Source organism: Streptomyces sp. NPDC048338 (genome assembly GCF_043201055.1).
GTDB lineage: Bacteria > Actinomycetota > Actinomycetes > Streptomycetales > Streptomycetaceae > Streptomyces.
Genome location: NZ_JBICYQ010000004.1, coordinates 601,863 through 620,002, shown reverse-complemented (window position 1 = coordinate 620,002; position 18,140 = coordinate 601,863). Strand labels below are relative to the sequence as shown.

The 18,140-nt window shown below is 70.7% G+C and carries 19 protein-coding genes and 1 pseudogene; 11 read left to right on the top strand and 9 right to left on the bottom strand.

Going from position 1 to position 18,140, the window contains the following annotated elements:
• Positions 1–426 precede the first annotated feature (426 nt).
• From ACGFZF_RS13270 to ACGFZF_RS13255, 4 genes and pseudogenes are all read left to right on the top strand, one after another.
• Positions 427–705 carry a hypothetical protein gene (locus ACGFZF_RS13270; RefSeq protein WP_393553707.1) on the top strand — a complete coding sequence of 93 codons (279 nt, stop codon included), beginning with the start codon at positions 427–429 and terminating at the stop codon, positions 703–705.
• Between the two features lie 592 nt (positions 706–1,297).
• On the top strand, positions 1,298–2,074 hold the full coding sequence (locus tag ACGFZF_RS13265; RefSeq protein WP_371593898.1) for a hypothetical protein: 777 nt from the start codon (positions 1,298–1,300) through the stop codon (positions 2,072–2,074).
• A 470-nt stretch (positions 2,075–2,544) separates the two neighbouring features.
• Positions 2,545–3,174 (top strand): hypothetical protein, encoded by a 630-nt coding sequence (locus tag ACGFZF_RS13260; RefSeq protein WP_393553705.1) that lies wholly within the window; start codon positions 2,545–2,547, stop codon positions 3,172–3,174.
• A 281-nt stretch (positions 3,175–3,455) separates the two neighbouring features.
• A pseudogene (locus ACGFZF_RS13255) lies at positions 3,456–3,620 on the top strand (GNAT family N-acetyltransferase); the annotation flags it as partial.
• Between the two features lie 143 nt (positions 3,621–3,763).
• On the opposite strand, the gene ACGFZF_RS13250 reads toward ACGFZF_RS13255, so the two are convergent.
• From ACGFZF_RS13250 to ACGFZF_RS13225, 6 genes are all read right to left on the bottom strand, one after another.
• Positions 3,764–3,955 (bottom strand): hypothetical protein, encoded by a 192-nt coding sequence (locus ACGFZF_RS13250; protein ID WP_266606730.1) that lies wholly within the window; start codon positions 3,953–3,955, stop codon positions 3,764–3,766.
• Positions 3,956–4,073: 118 nt separating this feature from the next.
• On the bottom strand, positions 4,074–4,340 hold the full coding sequence (locus ACGFZF_RS13245) for a metal-sensitive transcriptional regulator (RefSeq protein WP_266606729.1): 267 nt from the start codon (positions 4,338–4,340) through the stop codon (positions 4,074–4,076).
• A 65-nt stretch (positions 4,341–4,405) separates the two neighbouring features.
• On the bottom strand, positions 4,406–4,978 hold the full coding sequence (locus ACGFZF_RS13240) for a rhodanese-like domain-containing protein (protein ID WP_266444695.1): 573 nt from the start codon (positions 4,976–4,978) through the stop codon (positions 4,406–4,408).
• 94 nt (positions 4,979–5,072) lie between these two features.
• Positions 5,073–5,819: a sulfite exporter TauE/SafE family protein gene (locus ACGFZF_RS13235; protein ID WP_266444692.1), complete on the bottom strand. Its 747-nt coding sequence runs from the start codon at positions 5,817–5,819 to the stop codon at positions 5,073–5,075.
• Entirely contained in the window at positions 5,816–6,175 is a 360-nt protein-coding gene (locus ACGFZF_RS13230; RefSeq protein ID WP_266444689.1) for a rhodanese-like domain-containing protein, read from the bottom strand. Before ACGFZF_RS13230 ends, ACGFZF_RS13235 begins: the two co-directional genes overlap by 4 nt.
• Positions 6,176–6,214: 39 nt before the next feature.
• Complete coding sequence (locus ACGFZF_RS13225; protein WP_266444687.1) at positions 6,215–7,582, bottom strand: rhodanese-like domain-containing protein; 1,368 nt, start codon at positions 7,580–7,582, stop codon at positions 6,215–6,217.
• Positions 7,583–7,733: 151 nt separating this feature from the next.
• Between ACGFZF_RS13225 and ACGFZF_RS13220 the strand changes: the two genes are divergently transcribed.
• The 3 genes from ACGFZF_RS13220 to ACGFZF_RS13210 all read left to right on the top strand — a co-directional run bounded on the left by ACGFZF_RS13220 (position 7,734) and on the right by ACGFZF_RS13210 (position 9,473).
• Positions 7,734–8,129 carry a DUF302 domain-containing protein gene (locus ACGFZF_RS13220; RefSeq protein WP_266444684.1) on the top strand — a complete coding sequence of 132 codons (396 nt, stop codon included), beginning with the start codon at positions 7,734–7,736 and terminating at the stop codon, positions 8,127–8,129.
• 582 nt (positions 8,130–8,711) lie between these two features.
• On the top strand, positions 8,712–9,203 hold the full coding sequence (locus ACGFZF_RS13215; RefSeq protein ID WP_266444682.1) for an OsmC family protein: 492 nt from the start codon (positions 8,712–8,714) through the stop codon (positions 9,201–9,203).
• A gap of 147 nt (positions 9,204–9,350) precedes the next feature.
• On the top strand, positions 9,351–9,473 hold the full coding sequence (locus ACGFZF_RS13210; RefSeq protein ID WP_327265466.1) for a hypothetical protein: 123 nt from the start codon (positions 9,351–9,353) through the stop codon (positions 9,471–9,473).
• 876 nt (positions 9,474–10,349) lie between these two features.
• Here ACGFZF_RS13210 and ACGFZF_RS13205 read toward each other — a convergent pair.
• The 3 genes from ACGFZF_RS13205 to ACGFZF_RS13195 all read right to left on the bottom strand — a co-directional run bounded on the left by ACGFZF_RS13205 (position 10,350) and on the right by ACGFZF_RS13195 (position 14,240).
• A complete protein-coding gene (locus tag ACGFZF_RS13205) occupies positions 10,350–11,240 on the bottom strand; it encodes a glycosyltransferase family 2 protein (RefSeq protein WP_371593896.1) in 891 nt (296 codons plus the stop codon).
• Positions 11,237–12,595, bottom strand: coding sequence for a tetratricopeptide repeat protein (locus ACGFZF_RS13200; RefSeq protein WP_393553699.1), 1,359 nt, complete (start codon positions 12,593–12,595; stop codon positions 11,237–11,239). The genes ACGFZF_RS13205 and ACGFZF_RS13200 overlap by 4 nt, the downstream gene beginning before the upstream one ends.
• Positions 12,596–12,857: 262 nt before the next feature.
• Positions 12,858–14,240 carry a hypothetical protein gene (locus ACGFZF_RS13195; RefSeq protein WP_371593894.1) on the bottom strand — a complete coding sequence of 461 codons (1,383 nt, stop codon included), beginning with the start codon at positions 14,238–14,240 and terminating at the stop codon, positions 12,858–12,860.
• 163 nt (positions 14,241–14,403) lie between these two features.
• Here ACGFZF_RS13195 and ACGFZF_RS13190 point away from each other — a divergent pair, with 163 nt between their 5' ends.
• The 4 genes from ACGFZF_RS13190 to ACGFZF_RS13175 all read left to right on the top strand — a co-directional run bounded on the left by ACGFZF_RS13190 (position 14,404) and on the right by ACGFZF_RS13175 (position 18,095).
• Positions 14,404–14,808, top strand: coding sequence for a hypothetical protein (locus tag ACGFZF_RS13190; RefSeq protein WP_033221483.1), 405 nt, complete (start codon positions 14,404–14,406; stop codon positions 14,806–14,808).
• Positions 14,809–14,935: 127 nt separating this feature from the next.
• The gene (locus tag ACGFZF_RS13185; protein WP_371593893.1) at positions 14,936–16,087 is read left to right on the top strand and encodes a hypothetical protein; all 1,152 of its coding nucleotides are present in this window, start codon (positions 14,936–14,938) and stop codon (positions 16,085–16,087) included.
• Entirely contained in the window at positions 16,084–16,992 is a 909-nt protein-coding gene (locus ACGFZF_RS13180) for an NAD(P)-binding domain-containing protein (protein WP_266354042.1), read from the top strand. The genes ACGFZF_RS13185 and ACGFZF_RS13180 overlap by 4 nt, the downstream gene beginning before the upstream one ends.
• Positions 16,989–18,095: a hypothetical protein gene (locus tag ACGFZF_RS13175; protein WP_266354041.1), complete on the top strand. Its 1,107-nt coding sequence runs from the start codon at positions 16,989–16,991 to the stop codon at positions 18,093–18,095. The genes ACGFZF_RS13180 and ACGFZF_RS13175 overlap by 4 nt, the downstream gene beginning before the upstream one ends.
• Positions 18,096–18,140 lie beyond the last annotated feature (45 nt).

The window sequence follows — 18,140 nt, the reverse complement described above, 5'->3', positions numbered from 1 at the left end:
GCCATCTCCCGGTAGGCGTCCTCATCGACGTTGGGCCAGTTCACCCCCACCAGATCCAACAGCGTGTCAGCCCAGTCCGGCACCGTGACAGCCATGATCGAGAATCCCCCATACGATGATCAGTCAGCCGTACAGTCCTACCACGGTGTCTTGGCGAGGTGTCATGCGCTGCAGCAACCTGTCTCGATCCTTGGTGCAAAGCCTCGACGGTCTCGTGAACGCCACAGGTCACGCGCTCGTGCATCCAAGGAGACATACGTAGCGAACAGCTGATGTCGTCGCGTATGCGACTGAGTTTCAGGAGGCGGAGGACGGGGCCCCGCAGAGCTCGAAGAGCGACTCGTCCGTCGGCCTCTCGATGCACCAACCCGTCCGACGCGGAATGCCGAGAAGGTTCTTGCGAATCGAAAGGTCAACCCAGCCCGCGTGACGGGCCGGCAGAAGCTTTACGAGCAGGCCGAGGACGAGCTCCTCGACCCGCGAGCACCGGCCCTGCCCGACCGGGGAGCGCTCGCCGAGCCGGCCGACGCGCTCGTGGCCGCCTCCCACGGCGAGTACCGGGACCGGGGCGAGGTCGTCCTCTTCGCCGCGTGTACGGCCGCGCGTACCGGCGAGGTCTCCGGCTGCCGCACCGGACTCACTGGTTCGCCGACGCCGGGGTCCAGGTGCACGTCCTCCGCAAGATCGCCGGCCTTGGCCCACTGACCAGCACCCAGCGGTACCTGCACCCCGACGTACACAAGATCACCGCCGCCGGCGCCGCTCTCTCGGCACACCTCAGCGTGCTGCGCGCGCCCCGGTCCCTGCCGAGCCCGCTCGTGGTCGCCCGCTGACGCGGTCAAGGCGAGCCGGTCCCCGACCGTCCCCGAAAACGATCGAGGGGCCGTTTCAGATTCCTCTGAAACGGCCCCTCGACCTCCGACTTCGAAAAGTCGGGACGACAGGATTTGAACCTGCGACCCCTTGACCCCCAGATCGATGGGTCGGAGGAAAAATTACGACATACTGCATAATTTGAGGGCGCACGGCGTGCACATCCGTACATGCTGTGCGCCCATCGACGTGGGCGCTGGTCCCCAACTGGTCCCCAAGGGGCGCCACCTGGCCCTCGGGCCCGCCCGCCGTCGCAGACGGCACCAGGGGAAAGCGGCTCGGACGCAATCTTCACCACGCCCTCCAGGGCGTCGACCGCCAAGCCGACGGCCTGTTTGTCGTTGCAGGTCTTCTGCGCGGCGAGGCTCTGGGTTCGCCAGCCCGGCACTGCTGGTCCATGGGGGGGGTGGCAGGATGCTCGGTCATGGCAACGAGAGATGGCAGCGATGAGGCGTACGTCGTTGGGTTGTGCGAGCGGATCCTCGGGGAGAGCGCCCTGACGCAGCACAGGTTCGAGTGGCTGCTCGGAGATCCCGGATCAGGCGGCCGACGAGTCCAACTGCCGGTCGACGCCTACTGGCCGGGCCATCAGCTGGTGGTCGAGTACCGCGAACTGCAGCACGACCAGCCGATGCCCCACTTTGACAAGCCGAACCGCCTCACCGTCAGCGGTGTCCACCGCGGCGAGCAGCGCGCCCTGTACGACGCCCGGCGCGATGAGCAGATCCCCGCGCACGGGCTGCGCCTGGTCCTCATCCGCCCCGCCGACCTGAATGCGGACGGCCGCGGACGACTGCGCCGCAACGAAGCGGCCGACCTGGCGGCACTGAAGAAGATCCTGGCCCGCTCCAGCGACGAGGACCGGGTCACCGACACCTTCCGCACCTGGCTACTGGCCGAAGGCTGGACACCCATCGATCCCACGGACCGGTGGACCGACCTCGAAGCCGTACGCGGCTCGGAACGGCTGATCTGCGAGGCCAAGGGCCGCACCAGTGAGAAAGGCATCGAGGCCGACATCGCCTATGGCCAACTGCTGCGCCGCATGACGAACCAGGACCCGCACACGCGCTACGCCCTCGTCGTGCCGTCCTCCTCCCTCAAGGCCGCCGCACGCGTCCCGGCCCACACCCGACAACTCCTGCACATCGACGTCTACGAGGTGACGGACGACGACCGGGTGTGCCGGCTGACCGACTGATCGGTGCCAGGTACTGCGTCGGTTTCGGCTTCACCACCAAGGTGTCCTCCGAAGCCCACGCGCCATACGCTGCCACCTCGTTGCACGAACCGGACACCAGGCGTTGCGGCGCGAAGTTGCCGTCCAGGCCAGTGAAGTCGAGATCCGCCGGCGTGCCGGAGACCGCACCCCGCCTGCCCTGCCTGAATGCGAGAATGCGGCTCTTGGCCGGAGAGTGCATTGGCTCAAAGTGGGGCACAAGCACCGACAAAGCGGGGGTCGCCATGGCGTTGGCCATGTGTCCACTGTGCAGCGACGATGAGGACATCGCGGTGGTCCGCACGTTCGACGGCGGACGTCGGCTCGTGAAGCACCGGTGCGGTTACGAATGGGAGCACAGGGAGCCCACCGTCCCGCATAGGGACCCGCTCCGCTCCTTCCAAGACCTCAAGACCCGTTTCCCGAACGCCGAGGATGTCGATCGTGAGCAGTTGGAGCGCGTGACCCGGCTGAAGGAGCAGTACCTCGCTGTCAAACCGGCCCTCGACCCCGACGTGGCGGCCTACTGGTCGAAGTACCAGCAGATCTTCTCCCCCGACGGGCTGTGGACCTGCGACCCCAGAACCCTCAAGGACTTCGCCAACTCCGAGGTCGGAGCCCGCCCCGGCAATCAGGCCACCTTCAACTCCGCGTGGAACGACATGGGCGACACCGCGGCTGGGGAGGCGACCCGCCAGACGATCGAGTACCTCCTGCACGGACCTTCCGACCTGCCGCTCGAAGACCGGCTCGAGCACTTGCTGTCCGGCACCAAGCCGTTCGCCATGACCGGCTTCAAGGAAGCCCTCCTCACGAGGGTCCTCTGCGTGACGCACCCCGACCGCTTCCTGACAATCCTGAAATACACCACCGAGGCCGGCGGCAAACGCGAGATCGCGCGGATGGTCTACGGCCTGGAGCTGCCGTCCCCCGAGTCGGTGAACTGGACCCGCGGCCGGCTCATCCTGTGGAGCAACGACCTCCTTCTCGACCTCGCCGGCGAAGGCTTCGCCAACCGACAGCACGCCGCCGCATTCCTGTGGTGGGCCAAAGATCAGCCCGGAGGGCGACGGGCAGCTTGACCAGGGTTCCGTCGGCCTTGGCCACGCACGGCCTCCCCCTGTCCACCTTCCACGCCTTCGAAACTGGGCCGGCCTCCGCAGGGGCCATAGGTCTGCCGTCGGCGTAGATGAACGGCGAGAGCACCAGGTCACCACGCACAATGCGGACCTTTGAGCCAGTGTCCTCAACCGCGCCAAGGAACTCGTAGCCCGTCCGGCAGCCCTGGACGCCAGCTCGTGCTGCCGGTGTACCGCGGGTGACGGTTCACGACCTGAGGCACCTGGCCGCCACGATCACCATGATCTGGACCGTCCAGTCCGTCATCTTCCCCGAGAACACCGCCAGCCACGCCCTCCACGCCCGGGCCGGCTTCCGGATCGTCGGCACTCGAGAGAGCATCGGTTGCCACCAGGGCCAGTGGCGGGACGTCGTCCTCGCGGAGCGCCACATCCCTACCGTCACCTGACTGGCGCCCCTACAACTCGCTCTCGTCCTCGCCGGGCGACGGCTACAGCAACAGTCGGCGCCCGGCCGCAGTCGGTCGGCCGAGCCGCCGAACCGGTACTGGGATCACCTCGCGCCCTCGCTTCCAGCGGGCATTTGTGCGCTCTACATGCGGGAGGCCGCGAAGCCGATGAGGACGACGGCGGTGACCACGATGCCGATCAGTCCGGCCCAGCCACCCAGCAGGGCGAGCGCCCCTACGACGGCAAGGGCGCCCAGCATGAGCGCGGTGAACGCCCGCACCGACAATCCGCGGTCATCACTGTCTTCGGCCTGCGTCTTCGTCTTTCTGGTCACCGTGCGCACAGTACCGAGTCTGGCGTGGGCGTCTCACCGCGGGGGCTCATGGCGCCGGCCGGTGCGGGTATGCGGACGGCCCGGCTCCTGATGGGGGCCGGGCCGTTCTGCGTGGGCGTCAGGCGAGTGCGAGGAAGAGCTTTTCGAGTTCTGCCTCGGTCATGGGGGCCTGACCCTGGTCGGCTTCGGTCATGCACTGGCGCATGCCGCTGGCGACGATTTTGAAGCCGGCGCGGTCCAGGGCCTTGGAGACTGCGGCAAGCTGCGTGACAACGTCCTTGCAGTCGCGGCCGGCTTCGATCATGGCGATGACGCCAGCGAGCTGTCCTTGGGCGCGGCGCAGGCGGTTGAGGACTGAGTTGACTGCGTCGTCGTCGACTTTCACCGGTTGCCTCCTGGCTTTGTGCGCTCTCACACCATGGTACCCCAGGGGGTATCGGGCGGGGGTGGTCAGCCGGCCCGGAGGGCGGCGAGGGTTGCGTCGAGGTCGCCCTGATGAGGACGGTTGTGGGGGAGTTTGGCGAGGAGGGAGGCCATGCCGCAGGTGTTGGTGAGGGCGGAGTAGACCAGGCCGCCGGCGACGCCCGCGGAAGCGAGGCGGAAGGCGGGGTGCAGGCGGCCCAGCGCGAGGCCGGTCAGGACGACGGCGCCGGCGGTGAGTCGGACTTGGCGTTCCATGTTCCAGGCGGTGCGTCGGGCGCTGTCGGGGTGGTGGAGGGTGTGGCCGTCCGCTGCCCAAGCTGTTGTGCCGCCGGTGAGGGTGGCGGTGGTGATGCCGTGGGCGGCGAGGGTGTGGCAAGCGTTCTCGGAGCGTGCGCCGGAGGCGCAGACGACGAGGAGGTCGCCGCGCTGGGCTGCGTGGCGGATGTCGGGGAGGGCATGGTCGAGGTGGTCGAGGGGGATGTTGAGGGCGCCGGGAAGGTGGCCGGTGGCGTATTCGCCGGGGGTGCGGACGTCCAGGACGATCAGTTCGTGCAGGCGGGTGCGGGCCTGGTCGGTGTCGAGGGCGTGGGGGGTGGTCATGAGCGGTGTTCCATCCTTTTTGTCTGGTGCCCGGTTACGGACACCTCGTTATCGACTGGCGATGGGGCGCCGTTGCGGGTCGCGGGCGGGAAGGTCAGCGGAGGGCGTCGATGAGCATGAGGGCAGCGACGGCCAGGAGCACGAGCGCGAAGATCCGCTGAAGGGTGGGACCGGAGATTTTGGAGGCGAGGCGTTTGCCGTCCCACGCTCCGAGGATCGCGGCTCCGGCGAAGGGAGCGATGACCGCCCAGTGCAGGGGCGTGTTGGTGCCGGCGCGGGCGGCGAGCGCGGCGAGGGAGTTGACGGTGATGACCAGCAGGCTGGTGCCGACCGCGGCGCGCATGTGCAGTCCGAGGACGGAGACGAGGGCGGGGACGGCGAGGAAGCCTCCGCCGACCCCGAGGAGGCCGGTGACCGCGCCGAGTCCGGCACCCGCACCGGCGGCCCGGGTGGGCCTGACGGGCCTGGCCTGCTGGTGGGGGTCGGCGAGCTTGAACATCCTGAGGGCTGCGAGGGCCGCGATCGCGGCGAACGCGGCGGTCAGCACCTCCTCGGGCAGGCGTGCGGCCAGGGTGCCCGCAGCGATCGCGGGCACGATTCCGGCGGCCGCGAACAGCGCGCCGGTCTTCCAGCGGACGTTGCCCGAGGTGGCGTGGGTGTAGAGGGCGGTCGCGGAGGTGGCGGTGACGATGATCAGCGAGGCGGTGGTGGCGGCGGCCGGGGTGAAGCCGAGGAGGTAAATCAGGGCGGGGACGGCCAGGACACTGCCGCCGCCCCCGAGCGCCCCGAGGGCCAGGCCGATGACGGCCCCAGCGATGAGGGCGAGGATGAGGGCGCTCACGCTATCCGGCCGCTGCTTCCTTCTGCGTCGACGACCGGTAGCCCGGCTGATGCCCAGGCCTGCATACCGCCCTTGACGTCGACGGCCTCGGCTCCGCGCCCGGCCAAGAGTCTGGCGGCCTGCTGGGAGCGGTGCCCGGAGCGGCAGATCACCAACAGCGGCCGGCCCTGGGCCGTGGCGGGCAGGCCGGTGCCGGTGACCAGCCGGGAGAGCGGCACATGCACGGCGCCGGGGGCGTGGCCGGCATTCCACTCGGCCTGCTCGCGCACGTCGAGGAGGACGGCGTCACCGTCGGTGGTGCGCTGGTGGGCCTGGTCGGGGGTGACGCGGGCGGTGCCGCGGCGGAGGAGAGGCATCTGGTTTCCTTCCGAGTCTCGGGTGGCGGGGGCAGCGGTTCAGCTGCCGGTGCCGGTGGTGAGGGGCAGCCCGGCGTCGGTTGTGGCGTCGAAGGAGTCGTCGACGGCGACGACGTCGCGGCCTGCGGCATCCAGCAGGGAGGCGGCGATGCCCGCGCGCATTCCGCCCGCGCAGTGCACCCACACCGTCCCGGCCGGTACGTCGGCCAGGCGGCGGTGGAGGTGGTGGATCGGGATGTGTACGGAGCCTTCGATCCAGCCCGTGGCGCGTTCGGAGTCCCGCCGCACATCGAGGACCACATCCGGGCGGGGGTCCTGGGCGGCGAGGTCGGCGAAGGTGGCTCGGGGAAAGGAGCGCAGGGCGTGGCCGTCGGGTACCCAGTCGCGGACGGTGCCGGTGGCGGCCGCGGCCGGGCGGTCGATGCCGACGCGGACCAGTTCGCGCCGGGCGGCGGCGAGCTGGGCGGGTGACTCCGCGAGGAGGGTGACGGGCTTGCCCCAGGGGATCATCCAGGCCAGGTAGGTGGCGATCTTGCCTTCCGCCTCGAAGTTGAACGAGCCGGCGATGTGGCCTTCGGCGAAAGCGATCCGGTTGCGCAGGTCCACCACCCACTCCCCGGCGGCCAGGCGCTCGGCGATGTCGGCGGCGTCGGCCAGCGGGGGTGCGGTCAGGTCCACCGGGGTGGGGCCTTCGGAGTTGGCCGGGCCCATGTGGGCGTAGTAGGCGGGCACGTCCTCCAGGCCTGCCAGCAGGGCGGCGACGAAGGAGTCGACGTCCTTGACCAGGGCGTCGTTGCCCTCCTTCTCCTTGCCGATCGTGGTGGCGTCGCCCTCGGACTGGGAGGAGGAGCAGAAGCTGCCGAACCCGTGGGTGGGCAGCACCGGCGTCTCGTCGGGGAGCTCGGCGGCCAGCCGGTGCGCGGATGCGTGCTGGGCGCGGGCCAGCTGTTCGGTCAGCCTCGGCTCGACCAGGTCAGGGCGACCGACCGAGCCGATCAGCAGCGACCCGCCGGTGAACACCGCGGCCGCCGTCCCCCGTTCGTCCAGGACGTAGGAGGTGTGGTGCGGGGTGTGTCCGGGTGTGGCCATCGCCCGCAGGGTGATGCCCTCGTCCACACTCACCGTGTTGCCGTCGGCGACCGGTGTGCGGGCGAAGGAGACGCGGGCGGCAGCGGGCACGAGGTAGGCGGCGCCGGTGATGCGGGCCAGGTCCAGGCCGCCGGTGACGTAGTCGTTGTGGACATGGGTCTCCACCACGTGCGAGATGCGCACGCCCCGCGCGGCAGCCGCCGCCAGGACACGGTCGATGTCGCGGGGAGGGTCCACCACCACTGCGGTGTCCGCGCCGCCCGCCAGGTAGCTGCGGTTTCCCAGGCCCTCGGTCTCGATGGTGTCGATGAAGAACACGTGGTTGCTCCTTTCGGCTGGCATTTACCCCCGGGGGTATATTTCGAGCCTAGCACGGGTACCCCTGGGGGTATTTTTGGCGGCCTAGGGAACCCGCTCGCACCGGACGGCTACCCGCCGCCCGCCACACACCCCGGACAGGGATGACGCCATGCGCTACGACCGGACCGTCCACCTCGATGCCGACTTCACCACGACCGTTTCCGCAGTCCGCGAGGCCCTTGCCGTGCAGGGCTTCGGCATCCTTACTGAGATCGACGTCACCGCCACCCTGAAGGCCAAGCTCGGGCACGACATGGAGGACTACCTGATCCTCGGTGCCTGCAACCCGCCGCTCGCCCGCCAGGCCCTGGATGCCGACCGCACCATCGGCCTCCTCCTGCCCTGCAACGTCGTGGTTCGCACCGACGGCGAACGCACCGCCGTCCAGGCCCTGGACCCCGGCGTCATGGTCACTCTCACCGGCCTGCCCGCCCTCCAGCCCGTCGCCGAGGAGGCCACCCGCCGTCTCGACGCCGCCCTCAGCACCCTGGAAACCACCGGATGACCGCGGTCAGGCAACGAGTACCACTTCTGCAGTGTCAGTCGTCATGGCTGCCATCGCCCGCCTCTTGTGCCGCGCACCGCATCGATCCGGAGCAGCGGGGCCGGACTCTCGCCGACCCGGCCTTCGTGAGCGACCGAAAGACTGGGAACGGGAGGTTCCGGAAGAGCCGGTGACGCGCGTCTTCGCTGCATGCTTCTTCTCGGTTGCTCACGCACGTGTCCCGGAGGCGCGGGCCCTTTCGTCGGTGTGCGGGTCCGCTCGACGAACGCGCGCAGGGCCTCCATGACGTCGACGACGCCGGTGTGCCGGGCGGCTGGCTCAGCCTGACTCGGGTCGCCGGCGCCTGATCACCTTTCGTGATGAGGCGTGGCGTCTGGCAGCCCCACAGCGGGCCGCCGGACGCCGACGAGTCGATCCGGCCGATCTCGCATCCGGCGCCTGCGAGGCTGACCCGGAGTGCTCCGAACTCGCCGAGTCGGCCCTCAGAGGCCGAGAGGTCCCCGGAAGGGCCCGAAAGGCCCATGCCCGAGGACCGCCGGCCGATCAGAGTGGCAGTAGCCCACCCGAAACGGAGGCCCCGCCATGACGGACACCACAGCGGCACGGCCGTCGGAGGACCTGCAACGGCTCGACGTCACCCATGTCGAGGGTGACGTGTACGCGGTCGACGTGCGCGGACACCGGCTTCGCGTGGACCAGCCCCTGGGAGCGGGCGGGACGGACACCGCACCCACGCCGACTGAACTGTTCGCCGCCTCCCTGGCCACGTGCGTCGCCTTCTACGCGGGGCGCTACCTGCTGCGCCATGGCCTGCCTCGGGCGGGCCTGGGCGTACGGGCGGAGTTCGCGATGGCCGCCGGCCCGCCCGCCCGCGTGGGCGCGGTGCGCGTCGTGGTCACCCCGCCTCCGGAGCTGCCCGAGGAGCGGCGCGCCGGCCTCCTCGCTGTCGCCTCGCACTGCACCGTCCACAACACGCTCCGGCAGCCGCCGGAGACCACTGTCGAACTCGAACACTCCGCCCGCGGCCGGCGCACGGACGAGTCGGCCCCGGGTCGAGCGCCTACCCGGCCCTGAGCAGTGCCAGCGCCGCGGCGGAAGGCGGCCACCGCAAGCTCGGCCGCAGCCTGCACCTCGCCCTGGGTCCAGTGCATGTCCTCATCCGGCTCCGCATAGGCCTGCAGCTGATGGAGCAGTCCCGATCCGCCGAGCGCCCTCATGAAGATGCCCAGCCCCGATGTCGGCCGCGACGTCGGACCCCAGTCCGCACAGCCCGAACAGAACCTGTCCACCACGTTCCCGTTCAACGGGACCTCGATCGTGGCCACATGGGGCGTCCGGAGCTGACCACACTCTCTGCGCGTATGCAGTCTGGCGTTCTTGCCCTTCGCCGAGTGCACAGTGATCTTGGCGCCTTCGAACGGTCCGAGTGGTACGTCGGCTGTGAGCATGCGATCGCGCACGAACTCCCCCTTCTCCTGCCTTGCGAGCTTAGGGCCGAGCAGTGACACGCGCTGCCGGACGCTGGATGAATGCCCCTGATGACACCGACTGCGTCCGCAAGTTGCTCGCGGCCAAGCACCCGACCGACTCCAGCAGGACCATCCGACCTGCGAGATCGAGTTGTCCGGCCTGAGCGTCCCTATCGGGCCGGTCCAGCGCACCCTGCCCATCGACGCACAGAGGGTGGCCGGAACGTCGCGTTGGAAGCCGATGCGCAGCCAGTAGGCAGCCCAGCGGCCGCGTGGCATACCGGCTGACCAGCCGTCCGCCATGGCGTTCGGACCTCCTTACTCCATTGCCCAGATGCGTGTACTCGGCACTGGTCCCCAGATCTGGTCCCCAGATCCGGGGCCGCCGGACATCGTCCTGGCTTCACCCGCGCACAGGCGCCGCAGCCAAGCTCTCGCGTGAAGAAGCCATGGCTCCGTTCTCTCGTCATGGGCCGGGATCATGGTTGCCGGCCCGTTGCCAGGCGTGGAAAGCAGCGATCGCTGTCGGCTGGGTCGGGTAAATCCGGTTCACCCCGACCGCCGCCGTGAGGCCGTAGGCGTCGAGGGATTCGCGAAGTTCCTGCTTGACACGGGCGAGGGCGAACACGACGCGGGCCGCCCCAACGACACCGAAGCCCCTGGCGACAGCTGACCTTCGCGGTGAGATGACGGGGTGCACGCGGCCAGCGCCATGCTCCCCGTCACCTCACAGATCAGAAACCGGGGAAGGTCAGATCACCGGTGGTCGGCCGAGTCGGGTCATGCGCCACACGGTCCGCCACCGCATCGGACGCCGTGGCGGGCACGGCACCCGCACCCCCTCGAAGAACCCGGCCCACCACGACCTCAGTCCGGACAGTGGGGGCCGTTGGGCAAGCGTGTACGCCGCCCAGGTGGCGAGGTAGACCGGGACGAGGATGGCAGGCAGGTGCCGCTTCGCGAGCCAGACCCGGTTGCGGCCGGTGTTGCGGTAGTAGACCGCATGCCGGGAAGCCGGGGTCCGGGGGTGGGTCAGGACCAGGTCGGCCCGGTAGTCGATCTCCCACCCGGCATCCAGGGCCCGCCAGGCGAAGTCGGTCTCCTCATGTGCGTAGAAGAACTTGTCAGGGAAGTCACCGACCTGGTCGATGACGCCCATGCGGATGGTGTGGGCGCCGCCCAGGAACGTTGTGACCGGCCCAGAGATGAGCGGGTCGGCGCCCCCGAGGCGGGGGACGTGCCTGCGCTGGGAGACGCCGTTCTCGTCGGCGATGCGGAAGCCCACGATCCCCAGCTTCGGATTCGCCGTGAACGCCTCCCGGACCAGGTGGAGGGTGTCGGTTCGAGGGAGGAGGCCGTCGTCGTCGAGGACGAGGACGATGTCGGCGCCGCCGTGTTCGCGCAGCCACCGCACCCCGGCGTTCCGGCCGCCGGGGATTCCCAGGTTCTCCGGCAGTTCGACGGCCGCCACCGGGTCCGGCAGAGCAGGGAGCTTCGCTCCCTGCCCGAGCACGACGACCGTGGCGGGCTCGCCTTCCTGAGCTGCCACCGACTCAAGGAGAGCACGGAGTTCAGCCTCCCGGTCTCCCATGGTGATGATCACGACGCCGACCGTCGGCGAACCGGTCCGGGCGCGGTTCATGCCTGGGCTCGCAGCAGGTCGACGGCGCGTTCGTGCAAGGCCCCGGCTCCGGGGATTTGGCGCTTGCGGTAGCTGGCAGCCGTGGACTGGATCGCCCTGATCTCCTTCACGGTCCGGTCCGAGACCAGGCCATCCATGAAGTCCAGCGACCGACCCCACACGGCCACGGCCTCCTCGTGCCGCTGCTGCGCAGCGACCGACCGCCCGATGTTGACCATGGTCAGGCCGTGAACCCGCTGATAGGTCCCCGGCGTCCGTCCCTTGAGCGCCGCCCGGTAGTGCTTCTCGGCAGCCCGGTGTTCGCGCATCTCGGTCAGGGTCTTGCCGGTGTGCGAAGCAACGGTGGCCGCGACCGGACCCGACGCGGCGGCGTAGACAGGCACCGGGTCACCTGCGGTGAGCATCGCGTCCTCGGCCGACAGCAGGGCCGCCGCCGCCTTCCCGCTCTGCCCATCAGCCCCGTACGCCCTGGCGCAGGTGACCAGCAGTAGGGCCTCAGTCTGCCGGTCGACCTTGCCCGTCGCACGCCGCAGCGCCTCCTCCGCCAGGCCGATGCACGCCTGCGGGTGACCGAGGTCGAGGGCCTGGTGGGTCAGAGCCCGCATCATCCACGCGGCATGCCCGTACGGGTCTGACTCGCAGGCCAACTGGAAGCCGAGGAGGTAGTAGCGCTGGGCGGCGCCCTCGCGGCCCAAGTCGTGGTGCTTCCAGCCCACCAGGCACGCCAAAGTCGCCGCCCCGAACGCGCTGCGCCGTACCGGCTCCGAGGGGAAGCGGCCCTCCAGCATGGGGACCACGGTGTCGGTGAGGTAGGCGGTCACCATCGTCAGGCCGTGGCCGCCACCCAGGCGTTCGTCCATGCTCCGGAACGTCTCGGTGAGCTCCCGTACGGTGGCGACTTCCTCGGTGCCGACGGCGCCGCCGCGTTCGGCTGCCCGGAGGGTCGCGGCGACGGCCTGGTGGTCGTAGCCGAGAGGCAGGGCGACGGCGGCCGTCGCGAACGCGGCGTTGAGGAAGTTCCTGCGTCGGAGCATCACGAATCTCCCGAGGTCGGTGGCGTTGGCCAGTGGATCGGCCCCCAGGGCCTCGCCGGTGCCTGCGCAGCCTAGACCGATCTCTGTGGGCGTGACCTTCCGCTTCATCCTTCTGGTGAGGGCTTCGGCGATGTACGAGCGGGTCTCACCGCTTGGTGTACCGCCCATGACCCAGGAGTGAACGGCCGAGCGGGAGGTATGCAGCGTCACCCCGGACTCGGCGGCCACCGCACGGACGTCCCTGGCCAGGACCTCGTAGGTACATCCGGCCTCGGCGATGACGTCTGCCAGCGCGGTGTTCGGACTACGGCTCTCCGCCAACTCGCACTCCCGGCAGCGATCTTGAACAGATTGAACAAGGTGCCCCGCCGCCCACGGTACCCCCACCCGATCACCGTGAGTTCAATAGCCGTAACGCCCAACGCGATCGGCCCGGAACCTGTCCGGAATCCCGGTCCCACGCCGGCGCTTCGCCCTGCACGGACCACCGCGAACAGGAGCCAGGGAGATGTCTCGTACGACAGCACCGCTCCACCCCAGGACCGGCGTCACCTCCGCCGGCCCGCGTGCTCCCGGTCACCTCCTACGCGGTGGCGAGGAACGACACGGCCCGCTCGTCCAGCTCGGCCGCGCAGCGAAGCCCCCGTGCCCGGAAGGGTGCGAGGTCGGCCCGCATGGTCTTGACGGCCTTGCGGGTCCGCACGGAGCGAACGCCTTCCATGTGGTCCATGGCCTGCCCGAACGTGGCGCACGCCTGCTCGATCCGGCCGCGCTTGAGGTGGAGCTCCGCCCCCGCGACCAGGTCCAGGGCCACGATCCGGGCGTAGGTTCCGGCGGGCCTTGTGGCGGCGGCGTGCAGGTACTCGGCGGCGGCGGCCCGGTGGTCCCCGAGGGTTTCGAAGACCTTCGCCGTCCGGGAGAACACCGACGGCGCCACAGGCCCCCACGCCAGGCCCCAGAACGGCACCTCGTCGCCCCGCTGGCTGCCCTGTTCCAGCAGGGCGCGGGCTCGGCCGACTTCGGCGAGAGCGGCGGCCGACAGCCCGGTCTTGGCCAGGGTGTGGGCGTGGACGACGCGGAAGAGGGCTTCGGTCTGGGAGCCCACGCGGCCCTTGGCCCGGGTGAGGCCGGTCTCGGCGAGGCCCTGGCAGTGCTCGGGACGGTGCAGCTTGAGCCCCTGCATGGCCATGGTCCGCATCACGAACCCGTCGTGGCCGGGCAGTCCGGACTCTACGGCGAGCCCGTAGGACTGGAGGTAGTAGCGCTGGGCAAGGCCCTGCTGTCCGGCGTCGTAGGACTTCCAGCCCAGCAAATGGACGCCCCGGCTCGCGGCGGACAGCATCTGGGCGCGGATCTCGTCCGTGCGGAACCGGCCCCGGCACAGCGGCGCGACGTCGTCGCGGAGGTAGGTCACCAGGGCGGAGCGGCCGTGCTGGCCGCCATGGCGTTCGTCCATTTCGGAGAACATGCCGATCATGTCGCGCACGGCGTTGACCTCGGCCATCCCGATGACCTGACCGGTGCGGGCGGCTGCGGTCCTCTCCGCGATGTCGCGTACGTACGCCAGGGGCAGGGCTGCGGCGGCCACCGAGTAGGCGGAGGCCGACAGGAAGCGTCTGCGGTCCAACTCGGCCCTCCACATCGGGATCAGGGAGTCGATCGGATCGCCCCCCAGCGTAAGACCGATGCTGTCATGGCCGCCGTCCGGGTCGGCGTCGGCGAGGCCCAACTCCACGGGGGTCAGGAGCCGGCCCAGGCGGCGGGAGAGCGCGACGGCCAGATAGCGGGCCGTGTCGGGCTGTGGTCGGGCGCCCTGCGCCCAGTGGTCCACGGCCGACTTGTTCGTCCGCAGAGCCATCCCGCACTCGGCCGCGACGGACCGGACCGCCTTCGCGACGGCCTCGTACGTTAAGCCGGACTCCGCGATCAGATCGCGGAGACGGTCGTTCGGTGTGCGTGTGGCCATGAAGCACCTGCCCGTATACCCGATATACCGCTTGCCCTCGCCGACACGGTACCCCTGCCCGATCACCGTGAGTTGAATAGTCGTCATGCCCGAGGAACCGGCCGCCCGGCGGCCTTCTCGGTGCTGCTCTCATCCGGATCAGCCGTGAACAGGAGCTTTGGAGATGTCCCGCACGAGCGCACCGATCCTCCCCGCCCGGCCCAGGGCCGGCATCGCACCGCCGGCCCAGGTACCGCCGGTCACCTCTTCCGTGGACGTCGCCTGCGACATCGACACCGCGCTCGCGCTCGCCGACCACGCCCCCCACGGCACGGCCGCCGCGCAGATCCGGGAGCGGCTGCGGCAGCACATCACCAACCTGGCCGGGCCCGCGCAGGAGTTCGCCGACTGGATGCCGGACGGCCGGGGCCGCGACATAGCTCTCGCCACGGTCCACCACGCCCGCAACATGGCCGCCACGCGGGGCGGGGACCCGGTCGCCTCGCTGAGGCTGCTGGCCAAGCTCGCCCAGCACCTGGCCCGGTACGCGGCCGACAACCACTCGCCCGCCAGACGGCGGGCCGCCTGACCGGCCCCGGCCGTGGCCTGGCCTTGGCGGCCATGGCCGGGGCCCTCCACCCGCGGCAGGTGCTCCACAGCACCTTCGCCGGCGCACCTGCTCCACACCACCTTCGACCGTCATCGAGGAGCCCACCGTGAACACCACCGTCAGCCCGGACAACGTCTTCGCCTACGCGGACGAGCGGATCGCCCAGGCCGCCGCCGCCCTGTGGCCGGACGGCCCGGTGGTGGTCGGCCCGCACATCCCGTCGGTGACCGGGTATGTCCGCCGGGTCGAGGCCGCCGGACGGCCGCTGTTCGCGAAGGTGTCCCTGCTGGGGGTGTCGCTGGCGTCGGTGCTGCGCGGCACGCACGGGGACTGGGCGGAGGTGAGGGCCAAACAGGCCGCGTACTTATCGTCGCCCGGCGCGCTGCTGGAGCGGGAGGCCGCCCAGTACGGGGCACTGGCCGGAGCCGGACTCGGGACGGCGACGGTGGCCGGACTGGCCGGCGGGGTCCTGTTCACCGAACCCGTGGACGGTGTGACGCTCGGCGAGATCCTGGCGAAGGACCCGCACCGCACGTTCGACGTTTTGGCGGGTGTGGCGGAGGAGCTGGGCGCGCTCCAGAAGCCTGCGGTGGCCGCGCTGGTGGGGGGCGCTGCGATCCGTGAGCGGTCCGTCCACGGCACGTTCGCCCGCAAGTTCAACGGGATCTCCGGGGACACGTACGTGTCCCTGACCGGGCCGTCTGCGCTGGTACTGGGGGCCGTCGTGGCACGGCTGCGGAAGATGCGGCTGTCCGGCACCTACGGCATCGGGATCGTCTACGGCGACTTGAAGCCGGAGCACGTCGTCTTCCCGGACGGGCCGGAGAGGCGGCCGACGTTCATCGACCCGGGCCTGGCCTTGGGCCACCCGGCGTCCGACGTCGCCAAGCTCGTCTCCCGCATGGTCCTCGGGCTCATCGTCCAGCCCCCAGCCGGGCCCGGCGCCACCGCAGTCCTCCAGGGCATCGGCCAGTTCACCGACCTGGCCACCTACCGGCTGACCCCTGCGGAGCGGGCGGCGTGGCTGAGGCAGTTGGTCGTCCTGTGGCTGATGGACACCGTCAACATCTTCACCACCTACCTGACAGCTCCCACCGGCCTGCCCCTGCCGGAGTCGGCCCGCACGCTGATCGCCCAGGCCCCCGTCGTGTGCACGCTCCTCGACCGGGTCTCCGCTCTCCTTGCGGCCGTGTCGATGGACGGCCGCACCGTGTGGCGCCTGGCCCTGGATCACGCGGCAACGGCGGCCGGACGATGAGCCCGCGCACCGGCCCCGTCGGGGTCATCGGAGCCGGAGCTGTCGGCCAGACCGTCTCAGCCCTCCTCGTGGCCGCCGGATGGTGCGAGGAAATCCTGATCGCCTCCGGCAGCGACCGCTCGGCCGCCGCTCTGGTCACCGACCTCCAGGACATGGCCCAGATCGTCGGCTCGCCCGTCCGGGCCCAGACTGCCCAACCCGCCGACATGCGCGACTGCGCGGCCGTGGTCGTCGCCCCCCGGGCGAAGTTCACCAACACCGCGACCGCCGACGTCCGGATGGCCGGTCTGGAGGCCAACGCGCCGCTGATCGCCGCCCTGGCCCGCTCCCTGACCGGGTACGAGGGGACGGCCGTGGTCGTCACCAACCCCGTCGACCCTTTGACGTGGCTGTTCGCCCGAGCCTCCGGCGCGGCCCGGGTGTACGGGGTCGGCTCAGCCACCGACACCGCCCGCTACCGCCTCGCGCTGGCCGCCGAACTTGCCGTCCCCGTCGAGAGCGTGAGCGGGCATGTGATCGGTGAGCACGGCGACGCCGCCGTTCTGTGCACCTCCACCACCCGCGTCGACGGCCACCACGTTCGTGTCCCTGTCCGGGCCGTACGGGCCGAGCTTGGCGCCCGCCCGCGCCGCATCAACGCCGGGATCGGCCGGGGCCGCTGCGGTCCGGCCGGCGCTGTGCTCCACGCCCTCACCCATGCCCTGGGCCTTAAGGACGGGCCGGTCGAGCTGTCCGTCGACCACCAGGGCGCCCAGCTCGGGCTGCCCGTCCACTTCACCGCCGGACGCCCGGCCGTCCGCCTGCCCCGCCTGGACCCGGCCGAACGGCGTCTCCTCGGCGCCGCCGACCACAAGATCCACCTCGCGTGCAAGACGATCTCCCACCACCTCGAAGGAGCCCGATGACCCTCGCGACCCGCATCAGCGCCGCCCAAGCCCACGTCACGGTGACCAGCAGTACGGCGGTGATCACCGACTGGTCCATGCGCTACTTCGGCCCGTGGTGGAACGCCGTGGACGCCGTCGCCCCGCACGCCGGTCCGGTCGTGGCCGCCGACGTCGAGGCCGTCAAGGTCGCCGCCCTCGCCCAGCAGATCGGCGAGGGCCCGCACCAGGAGTGCCTGTACGCCAACGAGCCCATGCTCTACGCCCGGGGCAAGGGCGGAGTCGTGGCCGCCGTCCAGCCGGGCGAGCGCCTGGCCTACCGGTACGAGCCCGGCCTGCTGCGGATCGTCGGCTGCGACGAGGTGCCCGTCGCGCTCGCCGCCGCCCGCCTTGCCCGCGAGGTCGTGCGCTCCAGGCTCCTCGCGGACGGCTGGCGCATCCTGCACGCCTCCGCCGCCGTCCGCGACGGGCGTACCGTGCTGGCCCTCGGCGAGAAGGGCGCGGGGAAGTCCACCGTCGGGTTCCTCCTGGCCCGCGCCGGATGGCAGTTGCTGGCCAACGACCGCGTGTTCGTCCGCCCCAACGAAGACGGCGGGGTCGCCGTGCTGCCGTGGCCGTCGGCCGCCGCGATCGGTCTCGGCTTCCTCGACGCCATCGGTCTCTACGACGACGTACGCGCCCGCGTCCTGTCCGGGGAACAGCTCCACCCCACCCAGCACGAGTCCGTCACCCGCGCCCTTCTGGACGGCCGTCGCCTGCCCATTCGCTCCTCTTCCGGCAAGGAGCTCAAGCCGCAGTTCTTCCCGGACCAACTGGTGACCTGGCTCGGGCTGACCCTGGCCACGGAGGGCACCGCCGCCAAGATCGTCTTCCCGCGTATCGACCCCGACGCCGCCCCGGCCGTCCTCGGCGGGGGCCGGGCCTTGGGCGAGGGCGACTTCTTCACGGGGGCCACCGAGGACCGCTACCCCGACGTCTTCGGCCTCGCCCCCACCTGCGAGGCCAGCCGGGTCGCCCGCGAACTCATGGCCACCCGCCTCGCCGACCTGCCCCGCCACAACGTGGTCCTCGGCCACGACGTCAAGGCGAACGCCGAATTCCTCGCCGAACTCGCCACCACCTGAACCCGCGGCAGGTGCTCCACAGCGCCTCGCCGGCACACGCTCCCG